Source organism: Pseudooceanicola spongiae, from assembly GCF_014899185.1.
GTDB lineage: Bacteria > Pseudomonadota > Alphaproteobacteria > Rhodobacterales > Rhodobacteraceae > Pseudooceanicola > Pseudooceanicola spongiae.
Map to the genome: position 1 here is coordinate 3,030,833 of NZ_CP045201.1, position 19,825 is coordinate 3,050,657.

The following is a 19,825-nucleotide window of genomic DNA, read 5'->3' on the forward strand; positions in this document are numbered from 1 at the left end:
GCGTTCCTATTTCATCAATGTTTTCATAGTGGTGCGGATCCGTTCATCTTCCTTGTCCATAAAGGACTGGCCCAGTTCATAGGCGCGCTGCACGGTGATCATCCGCGCAATCTGGCCAATGGGATCGACGTTGGAGGATTCGATGAAGCCCTGCATGGCGCGCGGTGCCTCGACCGGAACAAAGCCTTCGTCGGCCCGAAACATCACCCCGCCCTCGCGTTGCAGGCGCAGCGGGTCGAGAGGGGCGACGATGCCGATCTGCCCGATGGGGCGGCCAGCGGTGCTCAGCGTGCCGTCCGCAGCCATGCCCAGATCCGTCGCATCGGGCGGAATGAAGATCGGCGCGCCCCCCGGATCCAGCACCGGATAGCCGTCGTTGGTCACCAGATCCCCGGCAGGCGACAGCGCAAAGCTGCCTGCCCGCGTCAGACGCTGGCCACCGGGCGCCTGCACCAGAAAGAACCCCTCGCCCTCGATCGCGAAATCCAGATCGCCGCCGGTCTTGGTCAGAGTGCCCTGGCTGTAATCGACGCTGCGAATATTCGCCGTGGCCATGGACAGCGACGGGCCGACCTCGGTTCCCTTGACGTATTCGGAAAAGATCAGCCCCTCCTGCCGGAACCCGGAGGTGGCGCTGTTGGCAATATTGTTGGCGATCACGCTCATCTCGCGCATCAGGCCAGATTGCCGGGTCAGGGTCGTGTAACCAGCATTATCCATGCTCAGCCTCCGATGATGAGGGGGATCAGTTGGTCCTGAAAGAAGGACACGAGGGTTTGCGTCATGAAGCCCATCGACAGCCAGAAGACGACGACGATGGCCATCAGCTTGGGCACGAAGGTCAGCGTCATTTCCTGGATTGAGGTCAGCGCCTGGAACAGGCCGACGGTGACCCCGGCGACCAGTGCAACCGCCAGGATCGGGCTTGATGTGATGACCGCAATCCAGAGGCCATGGCGCAGGCTGTCGAACAGGATGGCTTCGTTCATGCTGGACGTGCCTTTTCAGGGGGGCGCCGGGTCATCAGGCAATGCGTTTGCCGGCTGACGGGTGTCAGACCGGCATCCGCAGGATTTCCTGATAGGCCTCGACGACCTTGTCGCGCACCGTCACGGCCGCTTCGACAGCCAGTTCGGTTTGCGACAACGCCTGCACCAGCGAGTGTGGATCGGCCTGACCGATCATCGCGGCTTTCGCCGTCTCTTCGCCTTCGCGGAAGGTCTCGGCGAAGTTTTTCGCAACTTCGCCGAGGGCTTGGCCAAGACCTGTTCCCGTTCCGGGAACAGGTTCCGTGGCCGGACGCGCTGCCGCATATTTTTGGGCAGCATTCAATGCACGAATGTCCATTCTGGACCTCCTTTATCGACGTAAAAGTTCAAGCAGGCTGGCCGACATCTGCCGGGCCTGATCGAACATCTTGAGGTTCGCCTCGTAACTGCGCTGCGCTTCGCGCGCGTCAGCAATTTCGACCACCAGATCGACATTCGATCCATCATGGTAGCCACTTCCATCGGCGAGGGGATGTGACGGGTCATAGACCCGCGGCAGTGTGCTCCGATCGAGTTTCACCCGACTTGTGCGAACCTCACCCACGCCGTCATCGGGCCCCGCCACGCTTTCAAACGAGACAGTTTTGCGCCGATATCCGGGTGTGTCCGCGTTGGCGATGTTTTCAGACGTATGCTGAAGCCGCTCGGCCTGCGCACGCAGACCGGTCGCCGAAACGGACATGGAGTTCAGGAATTCTCCCATTCTGGGGGCTCCTTTTGTGGTTAACGTCTTATCTGCGGCCGATGGAGGTCCGCATGATCGACAGGGCACTGCGATAGATCGACAGCGCCTGACTGTGTTGTTGCTGGACCTCGACGGATTTCAGCACCTGCTGCTCAAGCGAGACGGAGTTGCCGTTGGGCGAGGTCCACATGTTACGGTCCTGAAACGGCTCATATCCGCCCTGATCCTGCACGCTGCCATTGAGGTGGCTGGCACGGGTGGCACGGGCGCCATAGCTGGAGGCAGAGCCGTCGTAGGCGTCGGGAAAAGGGATGATGTCGCGGGCCTTGAAACCGGGCGTATCCGCATTCGCCATATTCTCGGCAATGACGGTCTGCCGCTGACTCGCGTGGCGGGCCATGGACTCCGACATGCGGAAAATTTGCAGGTTTTCAAACACCGGGGCTTCTCCCTCGATTGGCTTCAATCAAGGCTTAACCCCGATTCCTTTAGAAATGGTTGGTGTCTTATGAAGGAGACGACCGATGCCACAGAATGTGCTGCAAGGGGTCCGGGCTGAAATCGAAATGCTCTCGGCGATCCGCCATGTTGGCCGGATCGAGGCGGTGGATGCCGAGGTGCTGAAGGTCACCGGGCTGGGGCGCTATGCCCGGCTGGGCGACATCCTGAAGGTGTCGCGCGCGGATGGCTCGGATCTGCACGGCGAGATCGTGAAACTTGACCGCAATGCCGTGACCGTGATGCCCGACGCCCCGGCCGAGGGCGTGTCCCTGGGCGACCGGGTGTTGTTGCGTGGCCCCCTGCGCATCGCCCCCGACGATTCCTGGGTGGGCAGGGTCATCGACCCGCATGGTCAGCCCTTGGATGGGCGCCCGATCCTGCCCGGAAGCACATGGAAAGCCTTGCGAAATGATCCCCCCGCCCCGGCCGACCGGCGCAGCCTTGGCGGGCGGCTCGACACCGGGATGACGGTGCTCAACACGCTTCTGCCCATCGTCGAGGGGCAGCGTGTCGGGCTGTTCGCGGGCTCTGGCGTTGGCAAGTCCAGCCTGATGGCGCATCTGGCGCGCAACATGCAGGCCGATGTTGCTGTGATCGCGCTGGTCGGTGAACGCGGCCGCGAGCTGCGTGAATTCATCGACAAGGTGTTGGGGCCGGAGGGCATGAAGCGCGCGGTTGTCATCGCCGCAACCTCGGATCGTTCCGCTCTGGTGCGCCGGCGTTGTGCCTGGGCCGCGATGACCGTTGCTGAGCATTTTCGCCAGCAGGGCCAGCACGTCCTGTTCCTGGCCGATTCGATCACCCGCTTTGCCGAAGCGCACCGCGAAGTTGCCGTTGCTGCGGGTGAATTGCCGGCGCTGCGCGGCTATCCCCCCTCCACCGCGCATCAGATCATGCAGTTGTGTGAACGCGCAGGGCCCGGGGCAGGCGACGAGGGGACGATCACGGCCGTCCTTAGTGTGCTGGTGGCCGGCTCCGACATGGATGAACCTATCGCCGATATTCTGCGTGGCGTGTTGGACGGCCATATCGTCATGGACCGTGTCATTGCCGAACGCGGGCGCTATCCGGCGATTGACCTGTTGCGCTCGGTCTCGCGCAGCCTGCCCGATGCCGCTTCGGAGGATGAAAACCGGGTGATCGCCGAGGCGCGCCATCTTCTGAGCGCCTATGCACGATCGGAGCTGATGGTGCAGGCGGGGCTATATGTGCATGGCAGCGATGCGACGCTCGATCAGGCTATCCGCGCATGGCCAGATCTCGACCGCTTTCTGGCGGAATCGGAACATCAGGGAATCGGCGCCTCTTTCGACAAACTGCGGCTGATCTTGCGGCGCTCGGCCTCGGCTGGGCCGGGACGGCCAAGCGCAGCGGGCAAACCCAGACCACAACCGGCCCGAAAAGAGGCGGATCGTATGCGTCAGGTGCCGATGTCATTGCCCGGTCATTCCGGCTGACGCCACAATCACTTCCGGCCGGCGCAAAAGGTATGTGCCGGTGCCCGCAGATACGAGGGCACCGGCACACGGATCATATCAATCGCCCGTGCCAACGGCGGCGCACAACAAGTGGTGCGCCAAAAACTGGCAAATTTTCGGAAATTCACAAAGCTCAGGACGTCGCGTGCCCTTGGCTGACGCCGCCGCAAGACAGCAAAGACGTCAGGAGAGCCGTGTGTTCAGCAGACGCTCTTCACGCGGCAGAAGCGCACGCAGGGACTTCAGGCATTGGTAGAACTGGTTGCCGATGACGGCTTCCGTCGCAGCGCTCAGCAGCGCACGGCTGTCCGGGTCTGTCAGGATCTGGCTCAGCTCCTCGATCCGGCGGAGCATCTGATGACGCGTTTCATCAGGGTCCGCGTCTCCCGTCAGGACCAGCTGCGCGGCATAGCAGACGCGCCGCACAGGTGTCGTCGCCTCTTCTGGGTGGATGGCGTCGCGCAGGCGCAGGATCTTGACGTTCGGCGTGACGATCGACAGGCGTGACCGCCGGTCGCCGTTTTCAATCACCGCGCCATTGATCAGCACGCGCTCCTTGGGAGAGAGTTTCAGGACAAGGCCACTCATTTCGGGATCCCCTCACTGCGTAATCCGCGCATGATCGAGGAGTTGATCTCGATGAGGGGCAGCACATTGGCCTCTCCCTTCAGCACCTTACGGCTGTGGGCCTGTGTGAACTCGGCAAGATAGAAAATCTGTGCGCGCAATTGTGCGGGCAGCTGGTTGGCATCGTCCGCCACTTCGCCGGCGAGGAGGGTCCAAAGCTGGCGATTGTCGAAGACGGCGCGGGCGATTTCGGGGAAGGCAGCCTTGCTGCCCTTCTTGGCAGTCGCGATCAGACGGTGCGTGATGCGGGCGAATACATCGTATTCCAAGCCGCGGGCCGTCCGGATGGGTGTCTGCGCCTGCCCGTAGGCGCGCAGAGCTTGAGAGTGAGCTGTCACGTGAAGTCCTTCCAGTGTGCCGTGAGATTTCAGGGAACCTCATCAGGGGCGCGACGCGCGCGCCCCTGACTGTCGCCAATCCGTTAACGGAACAGCGAGAGCAGCGTTTGCGGCGCCTGGTTGGCAATCGACATTGCCTGAACGGCCAGCTGTTGCTGAACCTGCAGAGCCTGCAGACGGGCCGATGCCTCTTCCATATTGGCGTCGACCAGCGTGCCGATACCGGATTTCAGCGAGTCGGTCAGCGTGCCGATAAAGTCGGACTGGGTTTCAATCCGGCTCTGGACCGAACCGAAGGAGGCCGCGGCATCGATCGACGTCTGGATCAGCGTCTCGATCTCGGTCAACGCACTTGCCGCACCGGAGTCGGTGGTGATGTCGATGTCAGTCACCGATGCGAGACCGCCACCGATGGTATTGCCAGCGGCCGCATAGCCGTTGGCCGTCACAGTGAAGTTGTCACCTGTCGTGGTCGAGCCGGTGAAGGTGATCACACCCGCGGTATTCGTCGCCGCAACCGTGCTGACGTTATCGCCCATTGCTTCGGTCGTATAGGCGTTGAACGCCTTGACCAGGCCTTCCGCGACGTCGGTCACTGTGTCACCATCACGCGCAACATACGAAATGTCGTTGACGCTGCCGGTGTTGACGCCTGTCAGGAAGTTCGCCGCACCCGCCGTGATCGCGACCGAGTAGCCAAAGCCGGCTTCGACTGCGGTGATGGTCACGCTGGTTGTCGGCGCGGTGGCCGCACCGGTCAGGGCAGCTGCCGTCGCATCTGCAGCGCCGGTCATGTTGTTCGTCGCAGTCGCAACGGCAGTGCCGGTGATGGCCGATGCGCTGGTGCCAAGATCCTGCTTGCCGACGGCAATCTGGCTGACACCCACGCCGGAGGTAGAACGGTCAAGCGACGACAGGATATTCACTGTCCCGCTGCCCGCCGTCTTTTCGGCGTTCGAGAGCAGGTTCAGACCGTTGAACTGGGCCGCGCCGACCACGGTACCAATCTGGCCACGCAGAGCGTCGACATCCGCCTGGATCTTTTCGCGGTCGACGTTTTCTTCCTGCGAGGCGACGATCTTGCCTTTCATCTGCGTCAGAAGGTCGGTCACCGTTTCCGATGCCTGACGGGCCACAGCGACGGTCGATTCACCCAGTGCGAGGCTTTCCGAGATACCTTTGAAACCCTTGACGTCGGATTCCATGACTTTGGAGATGGCCCAGACAGCCGAGTTGTCCTTCGCGCTGGCAACCTTCATGCCAGTCGAGATCTGGCCCTGGATATTGACCATCCCTTTGTTCACGGATTTGAGAGTCTGCAGCGCGACCATGGCGCTGTTGTTCGTCAGAATACTGGACATGCATTGTTCCTTTGATCGAAGGGCGCTTTACGCCCGAAAATTGGCCCACCCCTAAAGGGGCGGATCGGATGTCATTCTGACGGGTGCAGGATCTGGGCTTTGCCCGAACTTGCGCCATCCGTTGGGATGCAGGGAGGAACATGCGCTACAGGTGCTAATGGATTGCTAAATGCCGGACAGTCAGTGCCCGGCATTTAAAACAATTGTTTTGGGCTCAGGCGCGTTTCTCCAGCTTGTTGTCGTGTTGCTGGACCAGCGCCGTCTTGCGCCCCTTGTCGTCATAGGTTTCCAACGTGCGGCGGATCTTGCGCAGCGTCGAAAACCGGTTCGCCACCGATCGGATGCCACGCAGCGCCCCGTCCAGCAGCGCCTGGTTGCGCAGCACCTTGCCGCGCAGCGGTTGCAGCTGATGCGCCTCGATTCCCTCCATTTCATTGAGCGAATCGATCAGGCGCTCTTTCAGCTCCAGCAGTTCCGGCAGGGCGTCCAGCCTGCCCCCGACAAGCGCTTCTCGCTCTCTTTCCAGAAGTTTATCGAGTTCTTCGATCAGGGTCTGTTGCGGGTCTTTGGTCATTTCTCTTTCTCCAGAAGTGAGTGGTACAGCATTTCGGCCAGACCGATTCCCCCTGCCTCCACCATGGCTTGGGCCTGTTCTTCGCGTAAGAAAGACGCAAACTGGTCCTCTCCGATGCCGCCGCCGAAGGTCTGTGATGTTTCGCCAAGGCCGGCAGATTTCAGCATTTCCGAAAGAAACGCGGCCTCCATCTGCTTTGCAGCGTTCCAGAGCTCTTTCTGGCGCGGCGCGGCGGCTGGCAGGCTGGGCGCAATGGAAACGAGGCTGTCCGTCATCGTGAAAGGCTCCAATTTGATCCAGTTCACGGAAAATGCAGCATCATCGGTAAAGAAGCGGTAACCGTGATTGGCCATAGTACCGGGACGCGGAAGAACTCCCGGAGAGCATTCATGAATTTCTCACAGCTGCCCCAGATGGCCCCGATGTCGGGCAATGCCTCGTCCAAAGCCCCGGTCACGGCGCAGAGTGGCGCAGGGGAGGGGCACAGGCGGACCGCGATCAGGTCCGAGCCTCAGAATACCCCTCAGGGCGAGCCTCGCGCTATCGAAGGCCCCACCGGGGATGACGGCTCTGGCCGCGCGATGCGTCAGAAACCTGCGACGCCCGATGACGCCCCGCTGCCGAGCCTCAGCGGAGCGCGGCGCACGGACGACAAGACCCCCGCCTTCGCCACCGTTTTTTCCACGCTGCTCGCCAAACCTGAAACGGCACCGAACAGGCAGCCGGTTGCCGAGGTCTCTCCTAAATCTGGTAGCACAGAGACCGATGACACCGATATCCGGTTGGCCGAGAGCGATCTCACAGAACCCGAGGCGACCGAGCACCCCGACGGCGACAGCGCCGCAGAGCAGCCCAGCGCGCCACCCCGCCTCGAAAGGCGCCCCGAAGCACCGCTCGTCACGCCTCAGACGCCAGAGGCCCAGCGCGTGCGCCATGACGGGATGGCCATGTCGGGCCTCGCCCAGATGTCACAGCCCAAGCCGCAGGCACAAACCCCGGCCCAGCGCAGCGAGTCCTCTGCGGTGCCGGCAGACCTACGCACCCCGGCGGCAGCAAACCCGCGCTCTGCCATGACGCCCCCGGCGCATTGGCCCGCCGCCCCGCAGCCTCAAGCTGCGACCCGGCAAGAAGCGCATAACGCGCCCGAACAGGCCGCCCCCTCAGATATCCAAGCCCCGGTACATGCTCAGAAAATTGTGCCTCAGGCCCGGCCCGGCACGATGCCCTTGCAGTCTTTGCAGGTCGCTGCGCCCGCCTCACCCGCCCCGACGCCGCAGCAGGGCCAAGCAGAGACCGAAGCGGCCCTGCCCGCACGGCTCAACCCGCGCTCCGACAGCGCAGCGACCTTTCAGGGCACCGCCGTCAGCCCCTCCAGCCCCGCTGAAAGCACGCCTCAGACGCGCCCTGTCCCGATTCGCGCCGACACCCCACATGGCAGCCTGAGCGCGCCCAAGGCCGCAGCGGCCCCGCAGACAGACAGACCCCAGCCCCCCTCGGCCCAGCCCGAGGCGCGCCCTGTCGCAGCCACAGCCGTATCCACGGCCAGCGCCTCTGTCGTTCCCTCTGTCGCGCCCCCGGCCACACCCGTCGCCAGCCCCCCTGCCAGCTCCAACGGTCAGTCCGCGGGCCAGCCGCGCGCGCAGCCTCAAGCGCAAGCCCCCGCGCACGCCCCCGTTCAGGCCCCCGTTCAGGCCCCCGTGACAGATGCCCCCCGCCAAGCGCCCCCCGCAGGGGCAAATCCGCACGCTTCAGGCCCCCTCGCCCCTCCCGAATCGCCAAGAGCAGCGCCGCGCAGAGCGGTGCGGGCCCCGGCCCCCGCTGCGTCATTGCCGCCCCGCACCCCCGCTCAGGCCCGCCCTCAGGCCCCTGCCAAGGCGCTTCCGCCGACCGAGGCTCCACGCTCCGACGCCGCCATGCTCTCCGCCCACGACACCGCCGAGGTCGACCCCGCCTCCCCCCGCGCGGCTGAGCTGTCGGTTCTGCACCAGGACCCGCGCAGTGCCACGCCCCGCGACCTCGCCCGCCATGTCGCGACGCAGATCGCCACCGCCGCCCCCCGTCCGGAGCCGCGCATGACCGAAGTGCGCCTCGATCCCGAAGAGCTGGGCCGCGTCACCCTGCGCCTCAGCGCCGATGATATGGGCGTCACTCTGCATGTCACGGCCGAACGTGCCGACACCATGGACCTGATGCGCCGCCATATTTCTCTGCTGCAGGACAGCTATCGCGCCATGGGTTACCAGCGGGTCGAGATCTCGATCAACGGCCAGCAGACCGGCGGCAGCCATGGCCAATGGTCGGGCGGCGGCGGCAATGCCTCCCGGAACGGCGCAGAAAACGCCGCGACCTCTGCGACGCAGACCCTGCCTGCCGGGCCGGAGACGCCAACCCTCGCCGCGACCCCCGTCAGGATGGGCCTGCGCCAGACCGACAAGATCGACATCAGACTCTAAGCTCAGAAGGAGCCCTTCATGGACGTTGCGCAAACCACCGCCGCGGCGCAGACCAGCGCTGCCACCTCCGCCAAGTCCGTCAACACCGACGCCAAGCCCGGCATCAGTTCGGATTTTGAGACATTTCTGCAGATGCTCTCGACGCAGCTGAAGAATCAGGACCCGCTGAACCCGGTCGAATCTGCCGATTTCGCGGTGCAGCTGGCGACCTTCTCCTCGGTCGAACAACAGGTGCTGACCAACAACCTGCTGGAGGGGTTGGCGGGGCAGTTCGCCTCCGCCGGCATGTCGGACCTTGCCAACTGGGTCGGGATGGACGCCCGCTCCACCGCGCCGGCCAGCTTTACCGGCAGCGCCATCACCCTTGCGCCTGCGCCGCGTGCCGACGCGGACGCCGTGCAGCTGGTGGTGCGCAACAGCAATGGCACCATCGTCTCGACCGGTGCGGTGCCGCTCTCCTCCGATCAGATCGAATGGGATGGCCATACCGCCTCCGGGGCTGCCCTCGCCCACGGCAGCTATACCTTCGAGCTTGAGAATTACGCCAATGGCCAGCTTCTGGGCACCGACGACGTAGAAAGCTACGCCCGCGTCAGCGAGGCGCGGATCGTCGATGGCCAGACCATGCTGGTCACGGCCTCAGGCACCCTGCTGCCCAGTTCGGCGATTTCGGGGCTGCGCAAACCCGGGTCCTGACGCCTTGCTGCGCCGCGCCGCACCTTCTAGACAGGAGGGCAACAGGCAGCAGGGGCAATCGTGTGCAGCAGGCAGAGCAAACGCGCCAACCGTCAGCGCATCTTGCCGCGGACCTTGCCGCCCTTGGCCTGAGCCAGGGGCTGGCCCGCGATCCCGCCCTCTGGCAGAGCCTCACGGGCGGGCGCAGCAACCTCAGCTGGCGGGTGCCGCACCCGGGCGGCGACTGCGTGGTCAAGCTGTTCCGGCCAGAGCGCGCCTGCACCGTCTTCCCCAACGATCCCACCGCCGAGGCCGCGATGCTGCGCCACCTCAGCGGCCAGAGCATTGCGCCCGATCTGCTGCATGCGGGCGACACGCCCCTTGGGCCCTGCATCGTCTATCGCCATATTGCCGGGCCGACATGGGCCGAAGGGCGCAGGGATATCGCCGAAGTGGCGCAGCTCTTGCACCACCTGCACAGCCTGCCCGCCCCCGACGCCCTGCGTCCGGGGCCGAACGGCACCGACTCCCTGCGGGCCGAGATCGCCGCGCAATCCCCCGCTAAGCTGCCCCTGCCACACATCACCTTGCCCGACATCACCTTGCCCGCCGTCGCGCCCCGGCTGCTGCATGGCGATCCGGTGCCCGGCAATATCGTGGTGTCAGATCGGGGCCTGCGCCTGATCGACTGGCAGTGCCCGGCGCTTGGCGACCCCTGCCTTGATCTTGCGACGTTTCTGTCCCCGGCGATGGGGCTGCTCTATCTGGGCACACCCCTCGACGCCGCGGCGCGCGCGCGTTTCCTCGACGCCTACGACGACGCAGAGGTCATCGCGCGCTATCACGCGCTGACGCCGTTCTTTCATGCAAGGATGGCCGCCTATTGCCTCAGCCGCGCCGCCGCAGGCTCTGCCCCGGATCGCCATGCGGCCCGGTTGGAGCTTGCGGCGCTCTGATCAGAGGCTCTCGATCAGCGCCATGATCAGCGCTCCCAGCGCCAGACCACCAGCGCCCCAGAGCACCCGCATCCGCCAGGAATGGCGCGGGCTCGGCGGGGTTTCCGCCATCTGCTGGCTCAGCGCGCGTTCCACCAGACCGGGCAGGCGCGGGCCGAAACGTGCCATGACCTGCGCCGTGCGGCCCAGATCGCGCAGCAGGGCGCGCGGCCCGATGCTCTTGCGGATGTAATCGCCGACCACCGGCTGGGCGACTTCCCAGATGTTGATATTGGGGTTGAGCGAGCGTGAGACGCCCTCGACCACCACCATGGTGCGTTGCAGCAGGATCAGCTCGGTCCGCGTCTCCATCCCGAAACGCTCCGTCACTTCAAAGAGATAGCTCAGCAGGCGACCCATCGAGATGCGCGTGGCATCCATGCCGAAGATCGGCTCACCCACCGCGCGCAGGGCGCGGGCAAATTCATCGACATCCCGGTCATGGGGCACATACCCGGCCTCGAAGTGCACCTCGGCGACGCGCTGATAGTCGCGCTTGATGAAGCCGAACAGGATCTCGGCGTAAACCCGGCGGGTGTATTCGTCGATATACCCCATGATCCCGAAGTCATAGGCGATGATATCCCCGTCGAGCGAGACCTTCAGGTTGCCCTGATGCATGTCGCCGTGGAAAAACCCGTCGCGCAAAGCGTGGTTGAGGAACAGCGTCAGCACCCGTTCGCCCAGCGCGGCACGGTCCAGCCCGGCAGCATCCAGCGCGTCGTTGTCGCCCAGAGGCAGCCCTTCGGCCCAGTCCATCGTCATCACGCGGCGGGTCGAATAGGCCCAGTTGATCGCCGGCAGACGAAAGCCCGGATCGTCCTTGGTGTTGGAGGCGTATTCCGACGCGCTTGCGGCCTCAAGCCGCAGATCCAGCTCGGCGTTCACCACGCCCTCGAAATGCTTGATGACCTCGGAGGGGCGCAGGCGGCGCGAGGACGGCGACAGCCCCTCGATCAGCGAGGCGGCAAGGTAGAAGGCATCGACATCGCGGCGAAACGCCCGCTCGATTCCCGGGCGCAGGATCTTCACCGCCACATCGGCGCCATTCTCGGCCAGCCGGGCATGGTGCACCTGCGCGATCGAGGCCGCGGCCACGGGACCGGAGAATTCGGAATAGACCTGCTCCAGCGGCTGACCCAGCTCCAGCTCGACCGCGTTGCGGGCGGCTTGCTGGCTGAACGGGGGCAGCTTGTCCTGTAGCACGCGCAATTGCAGCGCCAGCTCGGGGCCGACGACATCGGGGCGCGTCGACAGGATCTGGCCGAACTTGATATAGGCCGGGCCCAGCGCGGTCAGCGCGCGCGGCACGGGCGGCATCGCCTCGTCGCCCTTCAGCCCCAGAAACTGGAACGGCCAGCCGAGGATTCGCGCGCCCAGACGCAGCATCGGCGGCGCTTCATAGGCATCGAGGATGACGCCCATAGCGCCGGTACGCTCGAAGGTGGCGCCGGTGCGCACCAGCCGCCAGATGTTGTGCGGTCCGCGCATGCTCTAGATCTTCCATCCCGAATGCAGGGCCGCAACGCCCAGGGTGAGATTGCGATACTTGGCATTCTCGAATCCCGCGTCGCGTACCATCTGCAGGAAGGTCTCCTGATCCGGAAAGCGGCGGATCGATTCGACGAGGTACTGGTAGCTGTCACGGTCATTGGCGATCAGCTGGCCCATCGCCGGGATCATGTTGAAGCTGTAGCGGTCATAGGCCCATTGCAGCGCAGGTGTCGGGATCTGTGAAAATTCCAGCACCATCAGGCGGCCACCGGGGCGCAGCACGCGGTAGGCTTCCTCAAGCGCTTCCTGCGGCCGGGTGACGTTCCGGATGCCGAAGCTGATCGTGTAGACATCAAAACTGTTGTCCTTGAACGGCAGCGCCATGGCGTCGCCCGTCACCCAGTCGAGGCTGTCGGCCATCGCCGTCGCCTCGGCGCGCTTGCGCCCCGCGACCAGCATCGGCTCGGTCAGGTCGAGCACCGTGGCATGGCCGAAGCCGGCGCGCTTGAGGAACCGGAACGAGATATCGCCGGTGCCGCCCGCCACATCCAGCAGCTGCTGGCCGGGCCGGGGCGCCAGCCAGTCCATCATCGCATCCTTCCAGACGCGGTGGATACCGAGGGACATGGCGTCGTTCATGACGTCGTATTTCGAGGCCACCGAATTGAAGACGCCCTGCACACGGCCGGCCTTCTCGTCCTCGGGGACTTCGCTGAATCCGAAATGGGTGGTCTTTTCGTTCATGTCTCTTGCGCTTATCTGACCTCTACACGTCACTTATAGGCTGATGAGGCGTCGCTGCAATGCGTGCCTGTGGCACAGGGGCGGCTCGGCGGAAGTGCGGGACCATCGCGGATGGGAAAGAGCGGGGGGCCAGCCCCCCGCGCCCCCCGGGATATTTGGAACAGGGAAACCTGTTGAAGGAAGAAACTTGAGGCAGGTGCGCTGCCGGGAGCAGATCATGCCGGAACTACCAGAAGTCGAAACCGTGCGCCGGGGGCTGGCACCTGCGATGGAGGGGGCGATGATCACCCGTGCCGCCGTGAACCGCCCCGATCTGCGCTGGCCCTTTCCCGAGCGGATGGCCGACCGGCTGGAGGGGCAGACGGTTTTGCAGCTGCGCCGGCGGTCGAAATATATCCTAGCCGATCTGTCGGGGGGCGAGAGCCTGCTCATTCACCTTGGCATGTCAGGGCGGATGACTGTCTCGGGTGATCCGCTAGGGCAGTTCGTGCATGACCATCCGCTGGCCGAGAAGCATGACCATGTGGTGCTGGACATGGACAACGGCGCGCGGGTGACCTTCAACGATCCGCGCCGCTTTGGCTCGATGGACCTGATGGCGACCAACGGGGCCGAGGCGCACAAACTGCTGGCGGGCTTGGGGCCGGAGCCTTTGGGCAATGCCTTTTCCGGGGACTACCTGGCGCAGGTGCTGAAAGTGCGCCGGACGCCGGTGAAATCGGGGCTGCTGGATCAGCGGGTCGTGGCGGGCCTGGGCAATATATACGTCTGCGAAGCGCTGTTTCGGGCCGGGATCGCGCCCGCGCGTCGCTGTGACCGGATTGCGACACAAAGGTTGGCTGCGCTGGTGCCGGTGATCCGCGATGTGCTGGGCGAGGCGATCGAGGCCGGCGGCTCGTCCTTGCGCGATTTCCGTCAGGCGAGCGGCGAATTGGGCTATTTTCAGCATAGTTTCGACGTTTATGGCCGCGAGGGGCAGACCTGTCGCACCCCCGGTTGCGGCACCCCCATTCAGCGGCTGGTGCAGTCGGGGCGATCCAGCTTCTTTTGCCCGCAGTGCCAGCGGTGACGTGAGGGCGTGCAAAGATAACTTGATCCGAAGTCCTGAAGTGTTAGGGAATCGGGACTAAATCTTAACCAAAGGGATCCTGACCCCATGGCCTATGAGACGATCATCGTCGAAATAGAAGATCACATCGCACTGGTGAAGTTGAACCGCCCGGACGCGATGAATGCGCTCAACGATACCCTGTTGGCGGAACTGGCCGATGTGCTGACGGCCGCACAAAAGAACGACAAGGTGCGCTGCATCGTCGTCGCCGGGACGGAGAAGTATTTCGCCGCCGGCGCCGATATCAAGATGATGTCCGACAAGAGCTTTGTCGATGTCTTCATGGGCGATCTTTTCGGTGCCGAAACCGCCGCGATTGCGCGCGTTCGCAAGCCGATCATCGCCGCTGTTTCTGGCTATGCGCTCGGCGGCGGTTGCGAGCTGGCGATGATGTGCGATTTCATCATCTGCTCGGACACCGCCAAATTCGGCCAGCCCGAGATCAACCTCGGCGTCATTGCCGGGTTGGGGGGCACGCAGCGCCTGACCCGCGCCATTGGCAAGGCCAAGGCGATGGACATGAACCTGACCGGCCGCTTCATGGACGCCGAAGAGGCCGAGCGCGCGGGCCTCGTGTCCCGTGTCGTGCCCGCCAAGAAGCTGATGGAAGAGGCCATGGCCGCCGCTGGCAAGATCGCCGAAAAGAGCATGATCTCGGTCATGGCGGTCAAGGAATCGGTCAACCGGTCCTTCGAGACCACTCTGGCAGAGGGCATGCTGTTTGAGCGTCGCCTGTTCTTCTCCATGTTCTCGACCGAGGATCAGAACGAAGGCATGACCGCCTTCCTCGAAAAACGCGAAGCGCAGTTCCGCGACCGCTGATCCCTCAGACCGGCAGCCGCTCTGGCGCAAGGCAGGCAAGGGGCAGGCCCGGCAGAGCAGCATGGCCCGCCCCGGCACGCACCCGCCCGAGAATCAGATCCGCGGCGATCTGTGACAGGGCGGGCGCGGTCTGCAGCCCCGTGCCGCCCTGCCCCGCCAGCCAGAAGAATCCCGCGGCCTGTGGATCAAAGCCGCAGACCGGGGTTTCATCCACCGCAAAGGTGCGCAGCCCGGCCCATGCGGCATCGGGCTGATCGACCGTCAGATCGAAGGCCGCCGTCAGGCGATCCATCCCCTTTGCAATCTCCAGGGGTGGCGGGCGGGCATCGCAGGGCAGGCAGGGCATGTCCTCGCCTGTTGTCGCCTTGAAGCGACCCTTCTCCGGCATGATGAAAAAGCATTCGTCGATATCCCAGACCATCGGCAGGCTCTGCGCATTGATCCCCGGGGGCGCGGCAACGGCCAGACTGGTGCGCCGCCGGGGGGTCAGCCCGATCGGGCGGGCTGAGGCCATTGCGCCGATCTGCCCGGCCCAGGCCCCGGCAGCATTGACCACAACCGCTGCGCGGAACACCCCCGCCTCACTGGTCACCTGCCAGGTGTCGCCCTGCCGCGCCATCGCTGTCACCTCGCCGCCACAGCACAGGCGCGCGCCATGCGCCTGCAGCCGGGCAAGGTGATGGCTCTGCATCAGGGCGACATCCAGCTCACGCACCTCGGATTCAAGCACACCTGCGGCGCCATAGCCCGGGCGCAGCATCGGGATCCACAGCATGACTTCCTCGGTGTCCAGCCAACGGCAGAGCGCCTGGGGCGAGGCCTCGCGGAAAAAACTGTGCAGCTGATCCAGTTGATCCAGCCGGGCCAGCCGCACCAGAGCGCGCGGCGACATCAGGGTCTGCCCGTCCAGCTCTCGCCCGGCCTCCGTCAGCAGATCCAGCGAGGCCCGCGTCAGCGCCCGGACCGCCGCCGTGCCTTCGTTGAACTGCATCACCGCAGAGGCGCGGCCGGTCGCGTGATAGCCGGGCTGGGGTTCCCGCTCCAGCACCAGCACCCGCGCATCCGGGGCCAATGCGCTGGCCACCGCCAGCCCGCAGATCCCGGCGCCGATCACGATGATGTCGTACAGCTCGCTCATGCGCCCTCCTCCGGGCCGTCTGCTCAGCGCAGTCCCGTCGCGCGGCACCACCCCTCGGCGAAAAATACACCGGTCGATTCCCGGTTTTATACATATTGCTTTTGCGATGCGACAAAACTGCGCCTGCTGACACAAAATACCCCGCCAGCCCGACCTTTGGGCGGCTTTTCAGCGGCCCACACGCCCGGCCATGATCAACGCCGCGGCCCGGGTCCGGGTTTCCCGTGGCATTTATTACCGGTTTGCCCCGGAAAAACACGGCGGGCAGGCAAAGAATACGTGCGCTGGTGTTGACTCAATGCCGAGTCACCTCTAAAGACCCGGCTTCAGAATACACAGAACCCAAAACATGGGACCGTTACCAAATGGCCAATACTTCTCAATCGAAGAAACGCGCCCGTCAGGCCGATGCACGCCTGACCGTGAACAAAGCGCGCCGCTCGCGCATTCGCACCTTCCTTCGCAAGGTTGAAGAAGCGATTGCATCGGGTGACAAATCTGCCGCCGAAACCGCACTGCGTACCGCTCAACCCGAGCTGATGCGTGGCGTGACCAAAGGCGTCTACCACAAGAACACCGTAGCTCGCAAAATGTCGCGCCTGTCTTCGCGCGTCAATTCGATCGCTGCAGCCTAACTCTTTCGGGCTAACTAATTGAAGAAAGGCGCGGCTTCGGCGGCGCCTTTTTTTGTGTCTGGGCACAACCGCAACAGCCGCGCGATTCCTTTCAGCAAGAGTTTGAGTCAAGCGCGTTGTAAGGTTGTAAGCGTCCCGTCACACTTGATAGCTTCGAACCTGCGAGTCACTTCGCCTTTGGGGGGGACATCGCGGTCCATCTGGCACCGCAGGCCGATAAGGGCACGATTACTGGGGTTTTCGTGCGCTGCCACTATCGGCAATGTCCATGCAATGACGACTGGTCATGCATCACGGGTAGCGTCTGTTTGACGCTTTGCCCGGGTGTTCTTCTTTGACCATTTCTGGCCGGTTCACCGGCTTGCCGCCTGTTTCGTCTCGGCAACGGAACGGATCGGTACGTCTTTGTCTTATCTCTTAGGTTGGTGGGCAGTCCCGGCACCGGGCGCGCAAAAGGGCACTGACGTATGATGCATAGGGGCAAAAGAGAAAAAGATGGCGACGATGAGTTGGGGCGAACTGAAGGACAATCTCCGCAAGAAAGTCGGAGAGCATAACTTCACAAACTGGATTGCACCGCTGGAACTGGATTCGCTGAAGGATGGCGTTGCCACCCTCTCCGCACCCTCAACCTACGCGGGCACCTATGTGCAGCGGAACTTCGGGGATGTGATTCTGGGCGAAATGGGCGCGCTGCCCGACAACGTCCGCCGCATCGAATTCTCTGTCGCCCGCCGCAATGCGCCCTCGCAGATGGGTGCGTCGGCCAGTGGCCAGACCGCCACCCTCAACGACAACGGCACCACAGCGCCCGCCCCGACGCCCGCGCCCTCCTATCCGCCGCGCCGCACCGCCGGCCAGGACAGCGACGCCCGCTCGATGCAGGAACGCATGCTGCAACCGGCGCCGCTTGATCCCGGCTGCACCTTCGATTGCTTCATCGTCGGCAAACCGAACGAACTGGCCCATGCCGCCGCGCGCCGCGTTGCCTCGGGTGCCGAGGTCGAATTCAACCCGCTGTTCCTCTATGGCGGCGTTGGCCTTGGCAAAACCCACCTGATGCACGCCATCGCGTGGGAGCTGAAAGCGACCAATCCCGCTCTGAACGTCGTCTACCTCTCGGCCGAGCAGTTCATGTATCGCTTCGTGCAGGCCCTGCGCGACCGCAAGATGATGGATTTCAAATCGCTGTTCCGCAATGTCGACGTTCTCATGGTCGATGACGTCCAGTTCATCGCCGGCAAGGACTCCACGCAGGAAGAATTCTTCCACACCTTCAACGCCTTGATCGAACACAACAAGCAGATCATCCTCTCCGGTGATTGCGCCCCGAACGAGATCAAGAACCTGCCGCCGCGGATTTCCTCGCGCCTCAGCTCCGGTCTCGTCGTCGATCTGCACCCGACCGATTACGAACTCCGCCTCGGCATTCTGCAATCCAAGGTCGACGTCTTCCGCATGAAGCATCCGGGCCTTGTCGTGGCCGACGGCGTGCTGGAATTCCTCGCCCATCGCATCTCGACCAACGTGCGTGTGCTTGAGGGCGCCCTGACCCGCCTCTTCGCCTTCGCCTCGCTGGTGGGTCGTGAAATCACCATGGACCTGACGCAGGATTGCCTGTCCGACGTGCTGCGCTCCTCCGATCGCAAGCTCACGATCGAGGAAATTCAGCGCCGCGTTGCCGAACACTACAACATCCGCCTGTCCGATATGATCGGCCCCAAGCGCGTGCGCAGTTTTGCCCGCCCCCGTCAGGTGGCGATGTATCTGTGCAAGAAACTCACCTCGCGCTCCCTGCCGGAAATCGGCCGCCGCTTCGGCGGGCGCGATCACACCACCGTCATGCACGGCGTCAAACGGATAGAAGAGCTGATGTCGCAGGATTCCCAGATTGCCGACGATCTGGAAATGCTGCGCCGTTCGCTCGAGGCCTGATCTGACGGGCATTGCCCCGCCCCGATAATCCGGCAGGTGCTCAGGCACCGACCAGAGACGCACGTGGATGATGTGCAAACCCGGCGCCGCCCCAGCGTCGGGTTTGCCTTTGCCCGCAGCACGCTTTAGGCAGACAGACACCGGCGCACCGCGCCCCCTCTCCGCTCCCCCGACAGGATCCCCCAGCATATGCGCCTCAATATCGACGTGACGATGGAATATCAGCTTGAGGATCCGATGGTCTTCCTCGCCATCGAGGCCGCCGAGACCGAGGGGCAATCGGTGATCCAGCATCAGCTCGACGTCCAGAACGCCACCCTCTCCTGGGTTGATGGCGAAGAGGGCGTCGGCCAGCGGGTCTGGGCGCGGGTCGATCAGGACGTGATGCGGCTGCATTACCTCGCCACCGTGGATGTCACCCGGCAGAACAGCCCGCTTGAAGGGCTGCCCGCCACGCCGCGTCAGGATCTGCCCGGCTCGGTCATCAGCTTCCTGCGGCCGTCGCGGTTCTGCCAGTCGGATATGTTCACGCAATTTGCCGACCGCCAGTTCGGCTATCTCGATGGTGGTGACAAGATCGCCGCGATCCGCGATTGGGTCGCCGCCGAGATGACCTATGTCCCCGGCAGTTCGCACGCAGGCACCACGGTGCTGGATACCTTCGCCGCGCGCGAAGGCGTCTGCCGCGATTATACGCATCTGGTCTGCGCGCTGGCCCGCGCCGCCGATATCCCGGCGCGCTATGCTGCCGTCTATGGCCTTGGCGTGACGCCGCCCGATTTTCATGCGGTGGCGCAGGTCTGGCTGGACGGCGCCTGGCATCTGGTCGACGCGACCGGCATGTGCACCCCCGATACGCTGGTGGTGATCGCTGTCGGGCGCGACGCCTGCGACATCGCCTTCATGGAGACCGGCGCCTTCGCCAGCATGATCGCCCAAGAGGTCTCCGTCATCGCGCTCTGAGCTGCGCCGACGCCGCCACGTTAACCTCTTGGCGCGCCGCCTTTTCCGCACCGTCCGGATACCGACGCCATACCGACGTGATACCGACAGGCCGATTTGAGCGTTTTTGCCCGTTAACCCCTGCAAACAGCCCGATTCGCCTGTCGGACACCTGCCCACAGTCCGATGCCGTAGGGCCGCATTAATCCCGCCCCACCCCCGACAGAGCCATTTTCGCCCCCCTCAGAGGGCCTCGCATCACGCCCAA

22 protein-coding genes are annotated in these 19,825 nt (G+C 64.1%); 9 read left to right on the forward strand and 13 right to left on the reverse strand.

What is annotated here, in order from left to right; all coding sequences use genetic code 11:
• Positions 1 to 6 precede the first annotated feature (6 nt).
• The 5 genes from F3W81_RS14310 to F3W81_RS14330 all read right to left on the reverse strand — a co-directional run bounded on the left by F3W81_RS14310 (position 7) and on the right by F3W81_RS14330 (position 2,173).
• Positions 7 to 720, reverse strand: a complete 714-nt coding sequence (locus F3W81_RS14310; RefSeq protein ID WP_193079803.1) for a flagellar hook-basal body complex protein — start codon at positions 718 to 720, stop codon at positions 7 to 9.
• 2 nt (positions 721 to 722) lie between these two features.
• The gene (locus F3W81_RS14315) at positions 723 to 989 is read right to left on the reverse strand and encodes a flagellar biosynthetic protein FliQ (protein ID WP_193079804.1); all 267 of its coding nucleotides are present in this window, start codon (positions 987 to 989) and stop codon (positions 723 to 725) included.
• 64 nt (positions 990 to 1,053) lie between these two features.
• The gene (gene fliE, locus F3W81_RS14320; protein WP_119397468.1) at positions 1,054 to 1,347 is read right to left on the reverse strand and encodes a flagellar hook-basal body complex protein FliE; all 294 of its coding nucleotides are present in this window, start codon (positions 1,345 to 1,347) and stop codon (positions 1,054 to 1,056) included.
• Between the two features lie 12 nt (positions 1,348 to 1,359).
• Complete coding sequence (gene flgC, locus F3W81_RS14325) at positions 1,360 to 1,752, reverse strand: flagellar basal body rod protein FlgC (protein ID WP_193079805.1); 393 nt, start codon at positions 1,750 to 1,752, stop codon at positions 1,360 to 1,362.
• Positions 1,753 to 1,780: 28 nt separating this feature from the next.
• The gene (locus F3W81_RS14330) at positions 1,781 to 2,173 is read right to left on the reverse strand and encodes a FlgB family protein (RefSeq protein ID WP_193079806.1); all 393 of its coding nucleotides are present in this window, start codon (positions 2,171 to 2,173) and stop codon (positions 1,781 to 1,783) included.
• 85 nt (positions 2,174 to 2,258) lie between these two features.
• On the opposite strand from F3W81_RS14330, the gene F3W81_RS14335 reads away from it, so the two are divergent.
• A complete protein-coding gene (locus F3W81_RS14335) occupies positions 2,259 to 3,692 on the forward strand; it encodes a FliI/YscN family ATPase (protein ID WP_193079807.1) in 1,434 nt (477 codons plus the stop codon).
• Positions 3,693 to 3,896: 204 nt separating this feature from the next.
• Here F3W81_RS14335 and flbT read toward each other — a convergent pair whose 3' ends face one another.
• From flbT to F3W81_RS14360, 5 genes are all read right to left on the reverse strand, one after another.
• Positions 3,897 to 4,301, reverse strand: a complete 405-nt coding sequence (gene flbT / locus F3W81_RS14340; RefSeq protein WP_193079808.1) for a flagellar biosynthesis repressor FlbT — start codon at positions 4,299 to 4,301, stop codon at positions 3,897 to 3,899.
• Positions 4,298 to 4,678, reverse strand: a complete 381-nt coding sequence (flaF, locus tag F3W81_RS14345) for a flagellar biosynthesis regulator FlaF (RefSeq protein WP_193079809.1) — start codon at positions 4,676 to 4,678, stop codon at positions 4,298 to 4,300. The genes flbT and flaF overlap by 4 nt, the downstream gene beginning before the upstream one ends.
• Before the next feature lie 83 nt (positions 4,679 to 4,761).
• On the reverse strand, positions 4,762 to 6,039 hold the full coding sequence (locus tag F3W81_RS14350; RefSeq protein ID WP_193079810.1) for a flagellin: 1,278 nt from the start codon (positions 6,037 to 6,039) through the stop codon (positions 4,762 to 4,764).
• 214 nt (positions 6,040 to 6,253) lie between these two features.
• Positions 6,254 to 6,613 carry a flagellar export chaperone FlgN gene (locus F3W81_RS14355; RefSeq protein WP_193079811.1) on the reverse strand — a complete coding sequence of 120 codons (360 nt, stop codon included), beginning with the start codon at positions 6,611 to 6,613 and terminating at the stop codon, positions 6,254 to 6,256.
• Entirely contained in the window at positions 6,610 to 6,966 is a 357-nt protein-coding gene (locus tag F3W81_RS14360; protein ID WP_407692449.1) for a rod-binding protein, read from the reverse strand. The genes F3W81_RS14355 and F3W81_RS14360 overlap by 4 nt, the downstream gene beginning before the upstream one ends.
• Positions 6,967 to 7,002: 36 nt before the next feature.
• Between F3W81_RS14360 and F3W81_RS14365 the strand changes: the two genes are divergently transcribed.
• The 3 genes from F3W81_RS14365 to F3W81_RS14375 all read left to right on the forward strand — a co-directional run bounded on the left by F3W81_RS14365 (position 7,003) and on the right by F3W81_RS14375 (position 10,697).
• On the forward strand, positions 7,003 to 9,066 hold the full coding sequence (locus F3W81_RS14365; RefSeq protein ID WP_193079812.1) for a flagellar hook-length control protein FliK: 2,064 nt from the start codon (positions 7,003 to 7,005) through the stop codon (positions 9,064 to 9,066).
• An 18-nt stretch (positions 9,067 to 9,084) separates the two neighbouring features.
• The gene (locus F3W81_RS14370) at positions 9,085 to 9,762 is read left to right on the forward strand and encodes a flagellar hook capping FlgD N-terminal domain-containing protein (RefSeq protein ID WP_193079813.1); all 678 of its coding nucleotides are present in this window, start codon (positions 9,085 to 9,087) and stop codon (positions 9,760 to 9,762) included.
• A 62-nt stretch (positions 9,763 to 9,824) separates the two neighbouring features.
• Positions 9,825 to 10,697: a phosphotransferase gene (locus F3W81_RS14375; protein ID WP_193079814.1), complete on the forward strand. Its 873-nt coding sequence runs from the start codon at positions 9,825 to 9,827 to the stop codon at positions 10,695 to 10,697.
• Here the strand turns inward: F3W81_RS14375 and ubiB are convergent, their stop codons facing one another.
• On the reverse strand, positions 10,698 to 12,227 hold the full coding sequence (gene ubiB / locus F3W81_RS14380; RefSeq protein WP_193079815.1) for a 2-polyprenylphenol 6-hydroxylase: 1,530 nt from the start codon (positions 12,225 to 12,227) through the stop codon (positions 10,698 to 10,700). It lies immediately after the preceding gene.
• Between the two features lie 3 nt (positions 12,228 to 12,230).
• Complete coding sequence (gene ubiE, locus F3W81_RS14385) at positions 12,231 to 12,974, reverse strand: bifunctional demethylmenaquinone methyltransferase/2-methoxy-6-polyprenyl-1,4-benzoquinol methylase UbiE (RefSeq protein WP_193079816.1); 744 nt, start codon at positions 12,972 to 12,974, stop codon at positions 12,231 to 12,233.
• 217 nt (positions 12,975 to 13,191) lie between these two features.
• Between ubiE and mutM the strand changes: the two genes are divergently transcribed.
• Positions 13,192 to 14,043 (forward strand): bifunctional DNA-formamidopyrimidine glycosylase/DNA-(apurinic or apyrimidinic site) lyase, encoded by an 852-nt coding sequence (mutM, locus tag F3W81_RS14390; RefSeq protein WP_193079817.1) that lies wholly within the window; start codon positions 13,192 to 13,194, stop codon positions 14,041 to 14,043.
• An 87-nt stretch (positions 14,044 to 14,130) separates the two neighbouring features.
• Entirely contained in the window at positions 14,131 to 14,907 is a 777-nt protein-coding gene (locus F3W81_RS14395; protein ID WP_193079818.1) for an enoyl-CoA hydratase, read from the forward strand.
• 4 nt (positions 14,908 to 14,911) lie between these two features.
• On the opposite strand, the gene F3W81_RS14400 is transcribed toward F3W81_RS14395, so the two are convergent.
• Positions 14,912 to 16,045, reverse strand: coding sequence for an NAD(P)/FAD-dependent oxidoreductase (locus F3W81_RS14400; protein ID WP_193079819.1), 1,134 nt, complete (start codon positions 16,043 to 16,045; stop codon positions 14,912 to 14,914).
• Positions 16,046 to 16,410: 365 nt separating this feature from the next.
• Between F3W81_RS14400 and rpsT the strand changes: the two genes are divergently transcribed.
• From rpsT to F3W81_RS14415, 3 genes are all read left to right on the forward strand, one after another.
• Positions 16,411 to 16,680 carry a 30S ribosomal protein S20 gene (gene rpsT / locus F3W81_RS14405; protein WP_193083900.1) on the forward strand — a complete coding sequence of 90 codons (270 nt, stop codon included), beginning with the start codon at positions 16,411 to 16,413 and terminating at the stop codon, positions 16,678 to 16,680.
• A gap of 495 nt (positions 16,681 to 17,175) precedes the next feature.
• The gene (gene dnaA / locus F3W81_RS14410) at positions 17,176 to 18,615 is read left to right on the forward strand and encodes a chromosomal replication initiator protein DnaA (protein ID WP_193079820.1); all 1,440 of its coding nucleotides are present in this window, start codon (positions 17,176 to 17,178) and stop codon (positions 18,613 to 18,615) included.
• 189 nt (positions 18,616 to 18,804) lie between these two features.
• On the forward strand, positions 18,805 to 19,578 hold the full coding sequence (locus tag F3W81_RS14415) for a transglutaminase-like domain-containing protein (RefSeq protein WP_193079821.1): 774 nt from the start codon (positions 18,805 to 18,807) through the stop codon (positions 19,576 to 19,578).
• Positions 19,579 to 19,825 lie beyond the last annotated feature (247 nt).